A 15,406-nucleotide genomic window follows, 5' to 3' on the forward strand; every position below is an offset into this window, starting at 1 on the left:
CATGCAATTCCGTAACGGCCCCATCGGCCTGGTCTTTCACACGATCTTCATCCTGTTCATCCTGGCGCCCATCGTCATGGTGTGCGCGGTGGCGTTCACGTCCGAAGGCTTTATTTCTTTGCCCACGGGCGGGCTGTCGTTGCGCTGGTTCCGCGCCATCCTGGACAACCCGCGTTTTATCGAGGCGTTCTGGTTCAGCCTTGGCCTGGGCACCCTGTCCGCCACGCTGGCCATCGGGCTGGCCGTGCCCAGCGCGCTGGCCCTGGCCCGCAACCGCTTTCGTGGCCGCGAGGCGTTGGTGGCGTTCTTTCTGTCGCCGCTGATGATTCCGCATGTGGTGCTTGGCCTGGCATTCCTGAAGTTCTTCACCACCGTGGATCTGGCCGGCACCTATGTGGGCCTGGTGGTGGCGCACGTCATCCTGGTGATGCCCTACGCGCTGCGCCTGGTGCTGGCATCGGCCACCGGTATCGACCCCGCGCTGGAGCGCGCCGCGCAATCGCTGGGTGCGTCCAACTGGACGGCATTCCGGCGCGTGGTGCTGCCGCTGCTGCTGCCGGGCGTGGTCAGCGGCTGGGTCATCGCCTTCATTACCAGCTTTGACGAACTGACCATGTCGATCTTCATCGCCTCGCCGTCCACGACGACGCTGCCGGTGCGCATCTTCCTGCACATCGAAGACACCATCGACCCGCTCGTGACCGCCGTGTCGGCCGTGCTGATCTACGTGACGATCATCGCCATTTTCATTCTGGACCGCGTGGTTGGTCTGGAAAAGCTGTTTGTAGGAAAGGGACGCTAATGACGGACGAGAAAGAACTGGCGCCCCGCGCGCCCGTGCATCGCGGCATTTATGACGCCGCGGTGATCGGCGGCGGGCTGGTGGGATCAGCCATTGCCTATGGCTTGCGGCGCGAGCTGGACCATGTGGCCGTGCTGGACGAAGGCGACGTGGCCTACCGCGCGTCGCGCGGCAACTTCGGGCTGGTGTGGGTGCAAAGCAAGGGCATGGGCCTGCCGCGCTACGGCGTGTGGACGATGACGTCCGCGTCCGGCTGGCCGCGTCTGGCCGCGCAACTGCTGGATGAAACCGGCGTGGACGTGCACCTGGAACAGCGCGGTGGGCTGCATGCGCTGCTAAGCGACGAAGAGGTGGAAGCGCGCGGCACGTTCATGAAGACCTTGCTGGCGCAGCCGGGCATGGCGCAATACGACTGGAAGCTGCTGGACCGCGCCGAAGTGGCCGACCTGGTGCCGGGCATCGGCCCCGATGTGCGCGGCGCGACGTGGACACCGGTCGATGGCATTGCCAACCCGCTCAAGCTGCTGCGCGCCTTGCATGCGAGTTTTGCACAGCGGGTTGTGGATTACCTGCCGCGCCGTCCGGCGCAAAGCATCAAGCAGCGCGACGGCGTGTTTGAGATCGCGACGCCCTCGGGCACGGTGCGCGCGCGCAAGGTGGTGCTGGCATCGGGCTTGTCCAACAAGGACCTGGGTGCGCAGGTGGGTCTGGATGTGCCGGTGCGCCCGCAACGCGGCCAGATCGTGGTGCTGGAACGCACGCGCCGCCTGTTGGAAACACCGTTGTCTACCTTGCGCCAAACCGATGAAGGCACGTGGCTGATCGGCGATTCGCAGGAAGAAGCCGGCTATGTAGATAACCTGGTGGGGCTGCCGATCCTGGGCACGCTGGCCGACCGCGCCGTACGGACGTTGCCTGCATTGCGCGACGTGCGCGTGGTGCGTAGCTGGGCGGCGCTGCGCGTGATGTCCAAGGACGGCTTTCCGATCTATCAGCAATCCGAAACGTGCCCGGGCGCCTTTGTCGCCACCTGTCATAGCGGTGTGACGCTGGCCGCCGCGCACGCCCTCAATCTGGCGCCCATGATCGTGGCCGGCAAGCTTGCCGACGACATGGCGCCCTTCTCGACCCGGAGGTTTCATGTTCAAGAGGCTTGATGAGGCGCAGCGCCAGGCGCAAGGCGCGCCCGTGCGCGTGACGGTCAACGGGGCCGAGCTGCAATGCCGCCAGGGCGACAGCGTGGCGGCCGCGTTGTTCGCGGGCGGCGTGTCGGCCTGTCGCGATACCGCCGTGAACGAAGTGCCGCGCGGGCCCTATTGCATGATGGGCGTGTGCTACGACTGCCTGGTCACCATTGACGGCCAGGCGAACCAGCAGGGCTGCATGACGGCCGTGCGCGAAGGCATGAAGATCGAGCGCCAGTTGGGCGCGCGCAAGGTGCAGGCATGATCGAAACAACGCAATGCGATTTGCTGGTGGTGGGCGCGGGTCCGGCCGGGTTGGCGGCGGCGACGGTGGCGGCCGGGCTGGGCGTGGATACCGTGCTGCTGGACGAACAGCCGGCGCCGGGCGGACAGATCTATCGCGCCATCACGACCACGCCGGTGACCGACCGCGGCATCCTGGGCGAGGACTACTGGCATGGTGCATCGCTGATTGCGCCCTTCAAACAATCGGGCGCGCGCTACGTGCCGGGCGCCACGGTGTGGGCGGTGGCCGAGCGCACCGCGCCGCATCCCGAAAAGGGCTTTGAAGTGGCGTATTCCGTGGCGGGCGAAGCGCGCATCATCCATGCGCGCCGCTTGCTGCTGGCAACGGGCGCGCAAGAGCGCCCCTTCCCCATTCCGGGCTGGACGCTGCCGGGCGTGATCACGGCGGGTGCCGCGCAGATTCTGTTGAAGTCGGCCGGTGTGGTGCCGGCGGATCGCACGGTGCTGGCGGGCAGCGGCCCGCTGCTGTATCTGGTGGCGTGGCAATACCTGAACGCGGGCGTGAAGATCGACGCGCTCTTGGAAACCACGCCGCCCGGACGCATGGGCCAGGCGCTGCCCAAGGTCTGGGGCTTTCTGCGGTCGCCGTATCTGGGCAAGGGCTTGAAGCTGCTGCGCGCGGTCAAGGCCGCGGTGCCGATCACACGCGGCGTGACCGCGTTGGAGGCCGTTGGCGACGGCAAGCTGCAAAGCGTGCGCTACACGGCGGGCGGCGTCACCAAGACCTTGCCGGCCGAACAACTGATGCTGCATCAGGGCGTGGTGCCCAACGTGAACCTGTCGCGCGCCGTGGGTGCCGAGCATCGTTGGAACGACGCCCTGGACTGTTGGGAGCCGCAAGTCGATGAGTGGGGCCTGACGACGGTGGACGGCATCGGCATGGCCGGTGACGGCGCCGGTATCGCGGGCGCGTTGGCGGCGGAACACCGGGGCCGGCTGGCCGCGCTGCAAGCCGCGCATCTGTTGGGCCGTATCGACGCTGCCAAGCGCGATAGCCAGGCCGTGGCGCCACGCGAGGCGCTTGCCCGTGCCGTGAGAGGCCGCGAGTTCTTCGATACGCTCTACAAGGCGCCTGATGCGTTCCGGCGGCCCACCGGCGACACCATCGTGTGCCGCTGCGAGGAAGTCACCGCCGCGCAGGTGCGCGAAACGGTCAAGCTCGGGTGCAGCGGACCCAACCAGATGAAGGCGTTTCTGCGCTGCGGCATGGGGCCGTGCCAGGGGCGCTTCTGCGGGTTGACGGTGGCCGAGATCATCGCCGAAGAGCGCGGCGTCCCGACGCAGGAAGTGGGCTATTACCGGCTGCGCTTTCCGACCAAGCCGCTGACGCTGGGCGAGCTGGCGTCGCTGCCGCAGACGGACGATTCCCGCCAAGCCGTTGTCCGCCTCAAAAAGTAATGCCATGACCGGTTCAACGCGGTCGGCGGCGGTCATCATCATTGGCGGGGGCCTGCACGGCAGCTCGGCCGCGCTGCATCTGGCGCGTGCTGGCGTGCCCGCCCTGGTGATCGAAAAGAACTACGTGGGTCGGCACGCGTCGGGCGTGAACGCGGGCGGCGTGCGGACCTTGTCGCGGCATCTGGCCGAAGTCCCGCTGGCGCTGGCCTCGCGCGAACTTTGGTTTCGCATCGGCGACCTGGTGGATGACGATTGTGGTTTCGAGCAGCACGGGCAGGTACGCGTGGCCGAGAACGCAGCAGACGCCGACACGTTGCGGCAGCGCCTGCGCACGATGACGGACCATGGCTACACGCACGAAGCATGGATCAGCGCCGAGGACCTGCGCGACATGATCCCCGCCATCGCGCCAACCATCCAGGGCGGGCTGATGGCGCGCGAGGACGGCGCGGCCGACCCGTATCGCACAACGCTGGCGTTTCGTACCAAGGCCGCGAGCCTGGGTGCGCGCTTTCTGGAAGGCGTGCGCGTGCATGGCGTGACGCACGACGGCACGCAGTGGCGCGTGGACACTGATGCCGGCACCTACACCGCGCCGCAAGTATTGAACTGCGCGGGTGCCTGGGCCGACCGTATCGCGGCGCAGTGGGGTGAGCCGGTGCCGCTCCTGGCCATCAGCCCGATGATGTTGGTGACGTTGCGCATTGATCACTTTCTGGACCCCGTCGTGCTGGGCACCGGGCGCGCGCTATCGTTCAAGCAGCGCGGCAACGGCACGGTGCTGATCGGCGGCGGGCGGCGTGCCTGGGTGGATCGCGACGCCGAATGGACCGAGCTGGATTTCCGCTCGTTGGCGGAAGGCGCGCGTACGGTCTGCGACTTATTCCCCCACATGCGCCACGCCATCGTGAACCGGGGCTGGGCGGGCATCGAAGCGGCCATGCCGGACGAGATCCCCGTGATCGGTCGCAGCAGCCGCCACGAGACCGCGTTCCATGCGTTCGGCTTTTCGGCGCATGGCTTTGAACTGGGCCCCATCGTGGGCCGCATCATGGCCGATTTGATTACCACCGGCGCGACGGACATGCCGATTGCGCCCTTCCGGATTGACCGTTTTTCGGACGCGGCGAAGGCGTCCACCCCATCAGAAAAGGAGCAAGACGAATGAACGACGACATCGTGCGCAAGCAAACCAACCAGCGCCTGAGCCGCATCGTGATCCATGGCGATACGGTCTATGTGGCGGGCGTGACGTCAGCGGCCGAAGGCGGCATCGTGGCGCAGACGCGCGACGCGCTGGCCAAGATCGACGGCTATCTGGCCGAGGCCGGCACCGACAAGTCGCGACTGCTGTCGGTGCAGATCTGGCTGAAGGATATCGACCGCGATTTCGCGGGCATGAACAGCGTGTGGGCCGAGTGGGCGCTGCCCGATGCGATGCCCACCCGCGCCACCTGCGAGGCCAAGCTGGCCGCGCCGGAGCTGCTGGTGGAGATTATCGTGACGGCCGCCAAGCGGCCGCCGTATGTCAGCGGGCCGGTGTCTGAAAGCTGACCTGACCCGGGCGGCCCGGCAGATTCAAGGTGGCGGTAGCGGGCGGCGTGGTGGCAATCACCTGCCCCGCGCGCAGCACCATCAGGCGGGTCGCGCGCAGGCGTAGCGCTTCGACGGGATCGCGCGCTTGCAACAACACCAGGTCGGCGCGCTTACCGACCGCGATGCCCGTGTCGTCCAGCCCCAGGATCTTGGCGGGCGTGGTCGTCACGGCCTCGAAACAGGCGCGCATGGCGTCCTGGCCCGTCATCTGGGCCACGTGCAGACCCATGTGCGCCACTTCCAGCATGTCGCCCGAGCCCAGGCTGTACCAGGGGTCCATCACGCAGTCATGGCCGAAGGCCACCGGCACGCCGGCCGCCAGCAGTTCGGGCACGCGGGTCATGCCACGGCGCTTGGGATAGGTGTCGTGGCGGCCTTGCAGCGTGATGTTGATCAGCGGGTTGGCAATTGCCGCGACACCGGCTTCGCGCATCAGCGGGATCAGCTTGGACACGTAGTAGTTGTCCATGGAATGCATGGACGTCAGGTGCGAACCGGTGACGCGGCCGTGCAGGCCCAGGCGTTGCGTGTGGTAGGCCAGCGTTTCGATGTGGCGCGACAAGGGGTCGTCGCTTTCGTCGCAATGCATGTCCACGCGCAGGCCGCGTTCGGCGGCCAGTTCGCACAGGATGCGCACGGATTCGGCGCCGTCCTGCATGGTGCGTTCAAAGTGCGGAATGCCGCCGACCACGTCCACGCCCATGTCGAGCGCGCGCTTCAGGTTGTCCAGCGCACCGGGCGCGCGCAGCACGCCGTCTTGCGGGAAGGCGACCAGTTGCAGGTCCAGATAGGGTTTGACCTTTTCGCGCACGTGCAGCAGCGCTTCGGTGGCGAGCAGGCGCGGGTCACAGACGTCTACGTGCGAGCGGATGGCCAGCAGGCCCCGGGCAACAGCCCAGTCGCAATACGCCAACGCGCGTTCCACCAGCGCTTCCTGCGTCAACAGCGGCTTGAGTTCACCCCACAGCGCGATGCCTTCCAGCAAGGTGCCGGACTGGTTCACGCGCGGCAGCCCGAAGGACAGCGTGGAATCCATGTGAAAGTGCGCGTCCACAAAGGGCGACGACACGAGCTGGCCGGCGGCGTCGATCATCTGCCCGGCTTCGGCTTTCAGCGCGGGCTCCACCGCCGTAATGCGACCCTGCGCCACGCCGATGTCGACGTTCGTGCGCCCATCGGGCAGCGTGCAATTCTTGATAATCAGATCGAGCATGGGGTGATCCTAATGGAAGTTCAGTATTTCACAATGCCGCAAAAGTACCCACCCTCGGGGTCGCGCGGAGCCGGCTCCGCCGGTCCGTCGCGATGCTCCCTTGAGGGGGAAGCGCGCAGCGCTTCGGGGCTGGGTCCCCGCTAGCGTTCGCCTTTGCGGTACGGCTTCATCAGCGCTTGGGGGTAGGCGGCGCGGCGCGCCATGACTACCAGGGCGAGGATGGACAGGATGTAGGGCAGCATCAGGTACACCTGATACGGTAGCTCGGGCAGGCCGGGCAAGGCCGCGCCGCCTTGTTGCAGGCGCAGTTGCAGCGCATCGAAAAAGGCGAAGATCAACGCGCCCAGTAGCGCCTTGCCGGGCCGCCACGATGCAAACACCACCAGCGCCACGCACACCCAGCCCCGGCCGTTGACCATGTTGAAAAAGAACGCGTTGAACGCCGCCAGCGTCAGGAAGCTGCCGGCCACGCCCATCAGTGCCGACCCGGCCACAATCGCGCCGATGCGCAGTCGCGTGACGGACAGGCCCTGCCCTTCGGCGGCGGCGGGGTTTTCGCCCACCATGCGGATCGCCAACCCGACCGGGGTGCGGTTCAGCACCCAGGCAAGAATGGGCACGGCGGCCAGCGCGATCAGTGTCATGGGCGTCTGCCCCGCCAGCACCGGGCCGATCAGCGGAATGCCGTCCAGGAATTTCATCTCGGCAAACGGCGTGATCGTGGGCGGCGTGTTCACGCTGGGAAACGTCACCCGGTAAGCAAAGTACGACAGGCTGGTGGCAAGCAGCGTCACGCCCAATCCCGACACGTGTTGCGACAGGCCCAGCGGCACCGTCAGCACGGCATGCAGCAAACCGAACACGGCACCGGCAAAGGCCGCCGCCAACACGCCCACATACAGCGGCGCGCCCAGGTACACGACCAGCCAGCCGGTAAATGCCCCGGCGGCCATGATGCCTTCGATGCCCAGATTCAACACCCCCGCGCGCTCGCACAGCAGCACGCCCAAGGTGCCCAGAATCAACGGCGTCGCCAGACGCAGCACGGCGACCCAGAAGGCCGAGGAACTCAACAGATCCATCCATTCCATGGCGTGCTCCTCAAGCCCGGTTGCGGCGCAGGCGGTACTGCGCAAATAGCGTCGCGACCAGCATGGCAAGCAACGAGGTGGCGACGATGACGTCGGCGATGTAGTTCGGCACCGCGATGGCGCGGCTCATGCTGTCCGCGCCGACCAGCATGCCGGCGACAAAGATGCTGGCCAGGATCACGCCCAGCGGATGCAGCCCGGCCAGCATGGCGACGACCACGCCGGTGTAGCCATAGCCCGGCGACATATCCAGCGTGACGTAGCCGGTGCGGCCCGCCACTTCGATGGCGCCCGCCAGGCCGGCCAGCGCGCCGGACAACATCGCGGTGCCCAACATCACGCGGTTGACCGGCAGGCCCAGGAAACGCGAGGCGTGCGCGTTGGCGCCCACGGCGCGCATCTGGAAGCCGAACACCGTGTAGCGATTCAACAGCCACAAGCCCAGCGCCAGGCCTGCGGCCCACAGCAGCCCGGTGTGGGCGCGCGTGCGCTCGATCAGCTTGCCCAACTCCAGGTCGCCGTTAAGCGCCACGGACTGCGGCCAGCCCATCGCCATCGGGTCCTTCATGGGGCCGTCCAGCATCATGGACACGAACAGCAGCACGATGAAGTTGCCCAGCAAGGTGGTCACCACTTCGTCCACGCCCAGGCGGGTCTTGAGCAGCGCGGGAATCAGCAGCAGCAAGGCGCCGGCCAGCGCGGCCGCCAGCATCATGCCGCCGAACAGCACGGGCACGGGCAGGTCGAATCCCGTGCCGTCGTGCAGCCCGCCGATGGCCACCGCCGCCAGCGCGCCCAGATACAGCTGGCCTTCGGCGCCGATGTTGTAGAAGCGCGCGCGAAACGCCACGGCACAGGCCAGGCCCGTCAGCATCAAGGGCGTGGCGCGGGTCAGCGTTTCGGACAGCGCGAAGCGCGAGCCGAACGCGCCTTCGAACAGCAGCGCGTAGGTGCGGCCCACGGGCGCGCCGGCCCAGGCGACCAGCAAAGTGCAGACCGCCAGGGTGAAGAGGATGGCCGCGATGGGGGCCAAGGCCAGCGCCAGGCGGCTGGGCTCGGGGCGGCGTTCCAGGATCAGTTTCATGCGAGTAAGGCTCGGTAAAGGGGGGCGCGGCAGGCGCGGCGCGCGACGGTACGAGTCGTCACGCGCGCGTTCCCGTCATGGCCAGGCCGACGGTGGCGGGCGTCCATTCGGCCACCGGTTTGACGGCCACCAGCTTGCCGCCGCACAGCACGGCGATGCGGTCGGCCAGCGCAAAGATTTCTTCCAGGTCTTCGGACACCAGCAGCACGCCGGCGCCGCGCGCGCGGGCGGCCAGCAGCTGCTCGCGCACATAGGCCACGGCGCCGATGTCCAGGCCCCAGGTGGGCTGGTCGGCCACGATGAAGCGCGGTTCGCGCGCCAGCGTGCGGCCCAGGATCAGCTTTTGCATATTGCCGCCCGACAGGCTGCGCGTGCGCACATCCAACGAGGCCGCGCGCACATCGAACTGCTTGGCCAGTGACGCGGCGTAGGCGCGGCCGGCGCGTGCGCGGATCAAACCGTAGCGCGCGAAGCGCTTGTCTTTGAGGTCTTCAACGATGGCGTTTTCCCAAAGCGGGCTGTCGCCGATCATGCCTTCGCCGTGGCGGTCTTCGGGGATGCGGCCGACGCGGGCAGCGGTCCAGCCGGCGGGCGTGGTGGGCGCGGGCGCGTGTTCCGCGCCCAGCCGGATGGTGCCGTCGCTGGGGTGGCGCAGGCCGGTCAGTACCGATACCAACGCCTGCTGGCCGTTGCCGGCCACGCCCGCGATCGCCACGATTTCATGTTTGTGCACGGTCAGGTCCAGGCTGTCCAGGCGCGGCGCGCCATCGCGGCCGTCGCGCACGGTCACTTGCGACAAGGTCACGACCGGCGCGGCCTGTTCGGCGGCGGCCACCGCCTCGGCGCGCGGCATGACGACCTTGCGGCCCACCATCAGTTCCGCAAGCTCGGCGGGGCTGGTGCCGGCGGTGTCGCGTTCGGCCACCAGCTTGCCCTGGCGCAGCACGGCCACGCGGCGCGATACGGCCATCACTTCGTCCAGCTTGTGCGAAATGAAGATGACGGCCAGGCCGTCGTCGACAAAGCCGCGCAAGGTGGCGAACAGATCCTGTACTTCTTGCGGCGTGAGCACCGCGGTGGGCTCATCCAGGATCAGCACGCGCGCGCCGCGATACAGCGCCTTCAGGATTTCAACGCGCTGTTTTTCGCCGACGGACAAGCCGCCCACGCGCGCGTCCGGGTCCACGCCCAGGCCGAAGCGCTGGCCCAGTTCAACCAGGCGGCGGCGTGCCTTGGCGCGGCCCGAGGCCAGCTTCCACAGCGATTCCGTGCCGACCATGATGTTGTCCAGCACGCTCAGGTTGTCGGCCAGGGTGAAGTGCTGATGCACCATGCCCACGCCCGCCGCCAACGCGGCGTCGGGCCGGCCGGGCGGCAGGGGCTTGCCGAACACGTCAATGCTGCCGGCATCGGCCACATAGTGGCCGAACAGAATCGACACCAGCGTCGATTTGCCGGCGCCGTTCTCGCCCAGCAAGGCCAAGACCTCGCCCTGCCGTAGCGTCAGCGAGATATCGTCGTTGGCCGTCAGGCTGCCGAACCGTTTGGTGATCCCTGTCAGTTGCAGGGCGAGAGGCGCTTGGTTCATCGTGCCGAGGACTTGGGTTCTTTGTCGTTGACCTTGACGGCGAAGCTGCCATCCAGGATGGCCTTCTGCTTGGCGTCGACCTTGGCGACGAGATCGGCGGGGATCTTCTTTTCGAAGGTGCCCAGCGGCGCGAGAGACGAGCCCTTGTGCTTCATCAACGAGTACTGGCCGTAGTCTTCAGCCTTGAACGTGCCGGCCTTGACCTGCTTGAGGGCTTCGTCGATGGTCGGTTCCATGCTCCACAACGCGGATGCCACGACGGTTTCGGGGTACTGCGGCTGCGTGTCGATCACGTTGCCGATAGCCAGCTTGCCGCGTTCCTTGGCGGCGTCCGACACGCCGAAACGCTCGGCGTACAGCACGTCCGCGCCCTTGTCGATCATGGCGAAGGCGGCCTCCTTGGCCTTCGGGGGATCGAACCACGAACCGATGAAGGTCACGGTGAATTCGGCCTTCGGGTTCACTTCCTTGGCGCCTTCAATGAAGGCTTGCATCAGGCGGTTCACTTCGGGGATGGGGTAGCCGCCCACCAGGCCGATCTTGCCCGTCTGGCTCATGCCGCCGGCGATCATGCCGGTCAGGTACGCGGGTTCCTGGATGTAGTTGTCGAACACCGAGAAGTTGGGCTGCTGCGGCTTGCCCGACGAGCCCATCAGGAAGGCGGTCTGCGGATAGTCCTTGGCCACCTTGCGCGCGGCGGCTTCCACGGCAAAGGCTTCACCCACGACCAGCTTGTTGCCCTGCTCGGCGTACTGGCGCATCACGCGCTCGTAGTCGGCGTTGGTGACGTTTTCCGAGAAGGTGTAGTCGATCTCGCCACGGTCGCGCGCGGCGGTCAGCGCCTTGTGGATGCGCGACACCCATTGCTGCTCGACCGGTACCGTGTAGATGGCGGCAACCTTGGTCTTGGCGGGGGCTTGGGCTTGCGCCGCGCCCGAGAACAGCAGCACGCCGGTGGCGGCGGCCGCGGCCAGCTTGAGCAGGCCACGGCGGGCAATGCCGCCTGCGGACGAGGGGGACAGGGATTTCATGCGGGTGACTCCTTCGCGGGGGATGGAAACGTGATGGGATGGCAGCGATGCGGCGGCGGCACGGTGTGTGCCGGACAGCGGCGGGCACGGCCGGCAATGCGGGTGTCGCGCGGATTCGCGGTCCAACGTGCCACGGTCCCGGCCACCGGCGGACAAGCCGGGGCAATCGGACGAAAACGTGGGCGTGGGATCGGTCATCGGATGGGGACGCCGGAAGGCGCGTCCCATCCACATGGTCGGGTTCGCTGCCAGTCCTGGCGAAGCAAGTTGTATGCCATGCGCTTGCCCTGCACTAGTCGGGGAAACCTGATGGCCGGGCGGAATTATAGGCACCCTGGCAGGGAAACGTGGCACCAATTTGGTGCCTGCCGTCCCAAGGGATGGACACGGCGCGTGGAAAACCGCGTTTTGGTGCGCGGGCGCGTTCGCCAAGCGCCGCGCGGGCGGCAGGCCCATTAAAATCGCTGCTTCGGCCGTGCGTGGCGCGGCAAGCTGGAAGATCCATGCAAGACATTCAATTGCTGCTCGAGCAATACGGCGGGTGGCTGGTGTTCGCCAACGTCCTGGTCGAACAGGCGGGCCTGCCCGTGCCCGCCTATCCCATGTTGATCGCTGCCGGTGCGTTGGGCGGCGCGGCGGGTTGGCTCGCGCCGTGGCTGGCCGCGACCGTTGCCTGCCTGTTGGCCGATACGCTTTGGTATGTGGCCGGCCGCCGATATGGCGCGCGGCTGTTGGGCGTGGTTTGCAAGATGTCCTTGTCGCAGGATTCCTGCATACGCCAGACGCAGCGCCTGTACCTGCGCATTGGCGTGCGCGCCTTGCTGGTGTGCAAGTTCCTGCCCGGCGCGGGCGCGCTGTCCACCGTCATGGCCGGGCTGACCGGCACGGCGTATCGGCGCTTCCTGGTCTACGACCTGGTCGGCGCGATGATCTGGGCGGGTTCCGCGTTGCTGCTGGGCGGGCTGTTCCACAGCGTCATCAACGACGTGCTGGATGTGCTGGGCACCTACGGCCCGATGGGCTTGGGTGTGCTGGCGGCGGTGCTGGCGCTGTACATACTGGCGCGCTTTTTGCGCCGCAAGATCCTGCTGCGCAGCCTGCGCGTCATCCCGCGCGTGTCGGTCGACGAGCTGATGCAATGGCGCCAGGACGGCCGCAACACGCTGGTCTTTGACGTGCGGCCCGACGCGCAAGGCGACGGCGCGCGCATTCCCGGCGCCATCGCCGTGGACCTGAAGGCGCCCCTGCCCAAGCTGGACGCGCAGGCGCTGGATTCCGACATCGTGGTCTATTGCGCCTGCCCGAACGAGGTCTCGGCCGCACTGCTCGCCTCGCGCCTGCGCGCCGCGGGATACCCCAAGACGTGGGCGCTGCGCGGCGGCTACGAAGCGTGGATGGAGCGCAATCAAGAGGCTTGATCGAAAGCGGGCGACACGTGAGACCGGTGACCCGTGGCACCCGGTTGCCCGGTCTGGTCCCTGGCCAACCGTCTTGCGCCATGTCGGAATTCGGCTCCCCCTGATATGCGCTATCAGACTCCTCCTATAGACCTGCCCCGCGTCTATTGCGCAAGATCTTGGCTTCGGGTTGAGGTCCAGGACGCCGTGCCTCTTGCATGCCGGCCTGGTTCCCGTCGACAAGGAGGTCTTGCATGGCAGCCCCTGTTGTCGGTGCGCTTATCTGGGGATATCGCGCCTATCGTGCTTACGCCGCCTACGAAACGGCGCAAACCGCCATCGAAACGGCCGAGACGCTGGCGCAGATCGGCCAGCGCAAGAAAGAGGTCCAGACCATCCTGAAAGATGCCATCAGCGGCATGAAGAAAGAGATCGACATCAAGAGCTCGACGTTCGTGCGCACTGGCGGCAACGTCACGGTGTCGCGCGGCCGCCGTGAAAACGTGACGTACCGGCAGTACATCGAACGCAAGATCCCATTCCGGCCGGTGATCAGCATGGTGTGCCAGTGGGCGCTGAAGTCGCCGCTGATCGTGCCCAGACGGATACGCAAGAAGATCCCGGGCGAGGTCATCGAAACCACGATCGATATCGCGCTCAAGCAGACCACGGCGTCGCTGGTGTTTGAAGCGGTGGATGACCTGCTGGCGTGGCAAAGCCCTTTGAAAGCGGAACCTAACTACAACGCCGCGTCGCGCGCGGCGATGCTGGGCGACCCGGCGACGCGACCCCTGCGCATCAGTGAATATTTCCCCTTCTGGCCAAGGCCGAAAGGCAGCCTGGCGCCGGATTTGGTCATCGTGGAATACCGCCAGCAGCCGTTTGAGGTCGACAACGTGTTCGCGGCGGTGGAGATCAAGTTTCCGAACGACTGGGTCAGGGATGTGCAGATAAGCGACTACCTTGAACTGATGGGCCGGGATCCCCAAAAAGTTGCACTCTTGCGGGTGCCGGAGGATTGCACCGGCTATCGGCCAGAGAAGGCTGGCGATAGCGATCGAAAGCCAAGGAGAGGACGATGAGCACCAGTCACCCTTTGATCGACGACGACGATCTGTTCGGCATGGTCACCGACCTGAAAAAATGGCCTCACACCGCCGTCGACCACGGCGCGTTCGAATTATCGACAACCCTGTTTTCGACGTTCTACTTCACCTACGAGCCCACGCATTACCTTCAGACGACGCTCGCGATGATCGATGTGAAGGAGGCATTCGAGAATCTGGTTGGGCATCCGTTCACCGTCGCCACGCATCCCGACTCCGAGCGCCCGCATCCCTACGGCTCGAAGCGGCTTGGCGATATACGCGAGTGGGCGAGGCGAAAGCCCCTGGAAAACGTTTTCGTCGTAAAGTTCTCAGACGAAAAGAACTACCAAAGTTCGCCAACCCATTCCGCGTATCTGTGGCGGCACAATCTGCGGGGCGATCGTGAACAAAACTATTCATCGATCCAGTTTTATTACCGCTGGCAATGGTGGCTGGAGAACAAAGACGCGTGGCGGCGGTTCGTGCTGGATGCAATCGGCCGCCTGAAGCCGGCCCAGGTCTACAGCGGCTTTTCAATGGGAAACCCGCTGGAATTCGGCATGCGTGCCGAAACAGCGGTATGGGATCGCGCGTTGGCGCCACATTTTTATGGCCTGGATACCGATTACCCATTCGGCATGTCGCTCACGCCGCAGCTGCCTTCCGGCATCCGTCCACCCACCTGGGGCTTCTTCCTGTCCGACATCTGGCGCAATAAGGTGTCTCTTTCCAGCGAAGACGTGATCGCGCAACTTGCCGATCCGCGTATCCGTATCGACGCCCTGAGTGGCGGTCATTGGATCGAGTTGGGGCCGCAACCCGAGCTCTATCCGGTTGAAGACGGCGTGCCCGCGCTTCCCGTTTTGCTCAACCGGCGGCTGCGCAGAATTCGCCACCCGCAGCTGGATCTGGTCGGCTTTGGCGAATGGGACGGCGACCCGAACGAACGCTTCAACCGTCGCGACACTCAGCGTTGGCTGGCGCGGTTCGACGATGACAGCGATTGGCCCACGCCGGACATTCGTGGTCATGAACCAGGGGCGCCGGCGGTCGATCCCGTACCCACCCACGTCGTCGCGGGCAGCACGATTCCATCTGAGGGCTGGTGGTACACGCTGGCGCAAGACCAGTCACGCCGCTACTTCAAGGCCGACGACGTCGCGCCACCCATCTCCCAGGACACCTCGCGCGGGCGCGTCATCTGGCAACGCGATATCGACCAGCGGGTGCCTGAACCTGAACCGGCGCGCGGCGCCGAAACGGGCCAGCTTGCCCCTCGCGCCGGTCAGTGGCGCGCGCACGAAGTGGCCGACGTCTGGTGCGTCGTGGCCAAACATGAGCCCTTGCCGGCGTACCAAGGGCGGCCAATAACGTGGCGGTGGATGCACGAAGCCGTGGCCGCGCCCGCGGGCGCCGCGCACGGTCGGTCGGGCCAGGCCTGCCCCTACCCCGGCACATGGACGTGCCAGGAATTTGCCACGGGCCCCCAGACCTTCATGCATCAGACGATCTTCCCGCAGATCAATGGGCAGGACGTCACCTGGGTACTGGTGACATTCATGAAATAACCGGCCCAGGCTGATGATCGGCCCTGCGACGCGTTGTGGCCGCGCGGGCTCGTTTGGATG

Annotated in this window: 14 protein-coding genes; 9 read left to right on the forward strand and 5 right to left on the reverse strand. The window is 66.4% G+C overall.

Annotation, left to right across the window (positions count from 1 at the left end):
• The first annotated feature begins 1 nt into the window (after window position 1).
• From AC6LJY_RS04680 to AC6LJY_RS04705, 6 genes are read left to right on the forward strand one after another with little or no spacing between them, the layout of a single operon-like run.
• The gene (locus tag AC6LJY_RS04680; RefSeq protein WP_046804014.1) at window positions 2–802 is read left to right on the forward strand and encodes an ABC transporter permease; all 801 of its coding nucleotides are present in this window, start codon (window positions 2–4) and stop codon (window positions 800–802) included.
• The gene (locus AC6LJY_RS04685; protein WP_046804013.1) at window positions 802–1,959 is read left to right on the forward strand and encodes an NAD(P)/FAD-dependent oxidoreductase; all 1,158 of its coding nucleotides are present in this window, start codon (window positions 802–804) and stop codon (window positions 1,957–1,959) included. Before AC6LJY_RS04680 ends, AC6LJY_RS04685 begins: the two co-directional genes overlap by 1 nt.
• Complete coding sequence (locus AC6LJY_RS04690; RefSeq protein ID WP_046804012.1) at window positions 1,943–2,251, forward strand: (2Fe-2S)-binding protein; 309 nt, start codon at window positions 1,943–1,945, stop codon at window positions 2,249–2,251. The genes AC6LJY_RS04685 and AC6LJY_RS04690 overlap by 17 nt, the downstream gene beginning before the upstream one ends.
• Window positions 2,248–3,690, forward strand: coding sequence for an FAD/NAD(P)-dependent oxidoreductase (locus AC6LJY_RS04695; protein ID WP_046804011.1), 1,443 nt, complete (start codon window positions 2,248–2,250; stop codon window positions 3,688–3,690). Before AC6LJY_RS04690 ends, AC6LJY_RS04695 begins: the two co-directional genes overlap by 4 nt.
• Window positions 3,691–3,694: 4 nt before the next feature.
• Entirely contained in the window at window positions 3,695–4,858 is a 1,164-nt protein-coding gene (locus AC6LJY_RS04700; protein WP_498135390.1) for an NAD(P)/FAD-dependent oxidoreductase, read from the forward strand.
• Window positions 4,855–5,244, forward strand: a complete 390-nt coding sequence (locus tag AC6LJY_RS04705; protein WP_046804009.1) for a RidA family protein — start codon at window positions 4,855–4,857, stop codon at window positions 5,242–5,244. Before AC6LJY_RS04700 ends, AC6LJY_RS04705 begins: the two co-directional genes overlap by 4 nt.
• On the opposite strand, the gene AC6LJY_RS04710 is transcribed toward AC6LJY_RS04705, so the two are convergent.
• The 5 genes from AC6LJY_RS04710 to AC6LJY_RS04730 all read right to left on the reverse strand — a co-directional run bounded on the left by AC6LJY_RS04710 (window position 5,219) and on the right by AC6LJY_RS04730 (window position 11,293).
• Window positions 5,219–6,499 carry an amidohydrolase family protein gene (locus AC6LJY_RS04710; protein WP_498135391.1) on the reverse strand — a complete coding sequence of 427 codons (1,281 nt, stop codon included), beginning with the start codon at window positions 6,497–6,499 and terminating at the stop codon, window positions 5,219–5,221. The genes AC6LJY_RS04705 and AC6LJY_RS04710 overlap by 26 nt on opposite strands.
• A gap of 140 nt (window positions 6,500–6,639) precedes the next feature.
• A complete protein-coding gene (locus tag AC6LJY_RS04715) occupies window positions 6,640–7,590 on the reverse strand; it encodes an ABC transporter permease (protein WP_046804007.1) in 951 nt (316 codons plus the stop codon).
• A gap of 10 nt (window positions 7,591–7,600) precedes the next feature.
• Window positions 7,601–8,674: an ABC transporter permease gene (locus AC6LJY_RS04720; protein ID WP_046804006.1), complete on the reverse strand. Its 1,074-nt coding sequence runs from the start codon at window positions 8,672–8,674 to the stop codon at window positions 7,601–7,603.
• A gap of 58 nt (window positions 8,675–8,732) precedes the next feature.
• Window positions 8,733–10,262, reverse strand: coding sequence for an ABC transporter ATP-binding protein (locus AC6LJY_RS04725; protein ID WP_319306383.1), 1,530 nt, complete (start codon window positions 10,260–10,262; stop codon window positions 8,733–8,735).
• On the reverse strand, window positions 10,259–11,293 hold the full coding sequence (locus AC6LJY_RS04730; RefSeq protein ID WP_082134413.1) for a BMP family protein: 1,035 nt from the start codon (window positions 11,291–11,293) through the stop codon (window positions 10,259–10,261). The genes AC6LJY_RS04725 and AC6LJY_RS04730 overlap by 4 nt, the downstream gene beginning before the upstream one ends.
• Before the next feature lie 503 nt (window positions 11,294–11,796).
• Here AC6LJY_RS04730 and AC6LJY_RS04735 point away from each other — a divergent pair.
• The 3 genes from AC6LJY_RS04735 (at window position 11,797) to AC6LJY_RS04745 (ending at window position 15,346) form a co-directional block, all read left to right on the forward strand.
• Window positions 11,797–12,711 (forward strand): DedA family protein/thiosulfate sulfurtransferase GlpE, encoded by a 915-nt coding sequence (locus tag AC6LJY_RS04735; protein ID WP_046804004.1) that lies wholly within the window; start codon window positions 11,797–11,799, stop codon window positions 12,709–12,711.
• A 233-nt stretch (window positions 12,712–12,944) separates the two neighbouring features.
• Window positions 12,945–13,772, forward strand: a complete 828-nt coding sequence (locus tag AC6LJY_RS04740) for a VRR-NUC domain-containing protein (RefSeq protein ID WP_046804003.1) — start codon at window positions 12,945–12,947, stop codon at window positions 13,770–13,772.
• The gene (locus tag AC6LJY_RS04745; protein WP_498135392.1) at window positions 13,769–15,346 is read left to right on the forward strand and encodes a type VI immunity family protein; all 1,578 of its coding nucleotides are present in this window, start codon (window positions 13,769–13,771) and stop codon (window positions 15,344–15,346) included. The genes AC6LJY_RS04740 and AC6LJY_RS04745 overlap by 4 nt, the downstream gene beginning before the upstream one ends.
• Window positions 15,347–15,406: the final 60 nt, after the last annotated feature.

This window comes from Achromobacter sp. RT286_PF (assembly GCF_059760425.1).

What these genes read in the sequence shown, in the direction of transcription:
- AC6LJY_RS04680 (WP_046804014.1), top strand. Translation starts at nt 2, where the DNA reads ATGCAATTCCGTAACGGCCCCATCGGCCTGGTCTTTCACACGATCTTC.
- AC6LJY_RS04685 (WP_046804013.1), top strand. Translation starts at nt 802, where the DNA reads ATGACGGACGAGAAAGAACTGGCGCCCCGCGCGCCCGTGCATCGCGGC.
- AC6LJY_RS04690 (WP_046804012.1), top strand. Translation starts at nt 1,943, where the DNA reads ATGTTCAAGAGGCTTGATGAGGCGCAGCGCCAGGCGCAAGGCGCGCCC.
- AC6LJY_RS04695 (WP_046804011.1), top strand. Translation starts at nt 2,248, where the DNA reads ATGATCGAAACAACGCAATGCGATTTGCTGGTGGTGGGCGCGGGTCCG.
- AC6LJY_RS04700 (WP_498135390.1), top strand. Translation starts at nt 3,695, where the DNA reads ATGACCGGTTCAACGCGGTCGGCGGCGGTCATCATCATTGGCGGGGGC.
- AC6LJY_RS04705 (WP_046804009.1), top strand. Translation starts at nt 4,855, where the DNA reads ATGAACGACGACATCGTGCGCAAGCAAACCAACCAGCGCCTGAGCCGC.
- AC6LJY_RS04710 (WP_498135391.1), bottom strand. Translation starts at nt 6,499, where the DNA reads ATGCTCGATCTGATTATCAAGAATTGCACGCTGCCCGATGGGCGCACG.
- AC6LJY_RS04715 (WP_046804007.1), bottom strand. Translation starts at nt 7,590, where the DNA reads ATGGAATGGATGGATCTGTTGAGTTCCTCGGCCTTCTGGGTCGCCGTG.
- AC6LJY_RS04720 (WP_046804006.1), bottom strand. Translation starts at nt 8,674, where the DNA reads ATGAAACTGATCCTGGAACGCCGCCCCGAGCCCAGCCGCCTGGCGCTG.
- AC6LJY_RS04725 (WP_319306383.1), bottom strand. Translation starts at nt 10,262, where the DNA reads ATGAACCAAGCGCCTCTCGCCCTGCAACTGACAGGGATCACCAAACGG.
- AC6LJY_RS04730 (WP_082134413.1), bottom strand. Translation starts at nt 11,293, where the DNA reads ATGAAATCCCTGTCCCCCTCGTCCGCAGGCGGCATTGCCCGCCGTGGC.
- AC6LJY_RS04735 (WP_046804004.1), top strand. Translation starts at nt 11,797, where the DNA reads ATGCAAGACATTCAATTGCTGCTCGAGCAATACGGCGGGTGGCTGGTG.
- AC6LJY_RS04740 (WP_046804003.1), top strand. Translation starts at nt 12,945, where the DNA reads ATGGCAGCCCCTGTTGTCGGTGCGCTTATCTGGGGATATCGCGCCTAT.
- AC6LJY_RS04745 (WP_498135392.1), top strand. Translation starts at nt 13,769, where the DNA reads ATGAGCACCAGTCACCCTTTGATCGACGACGACGATCTGTTCGGCATG.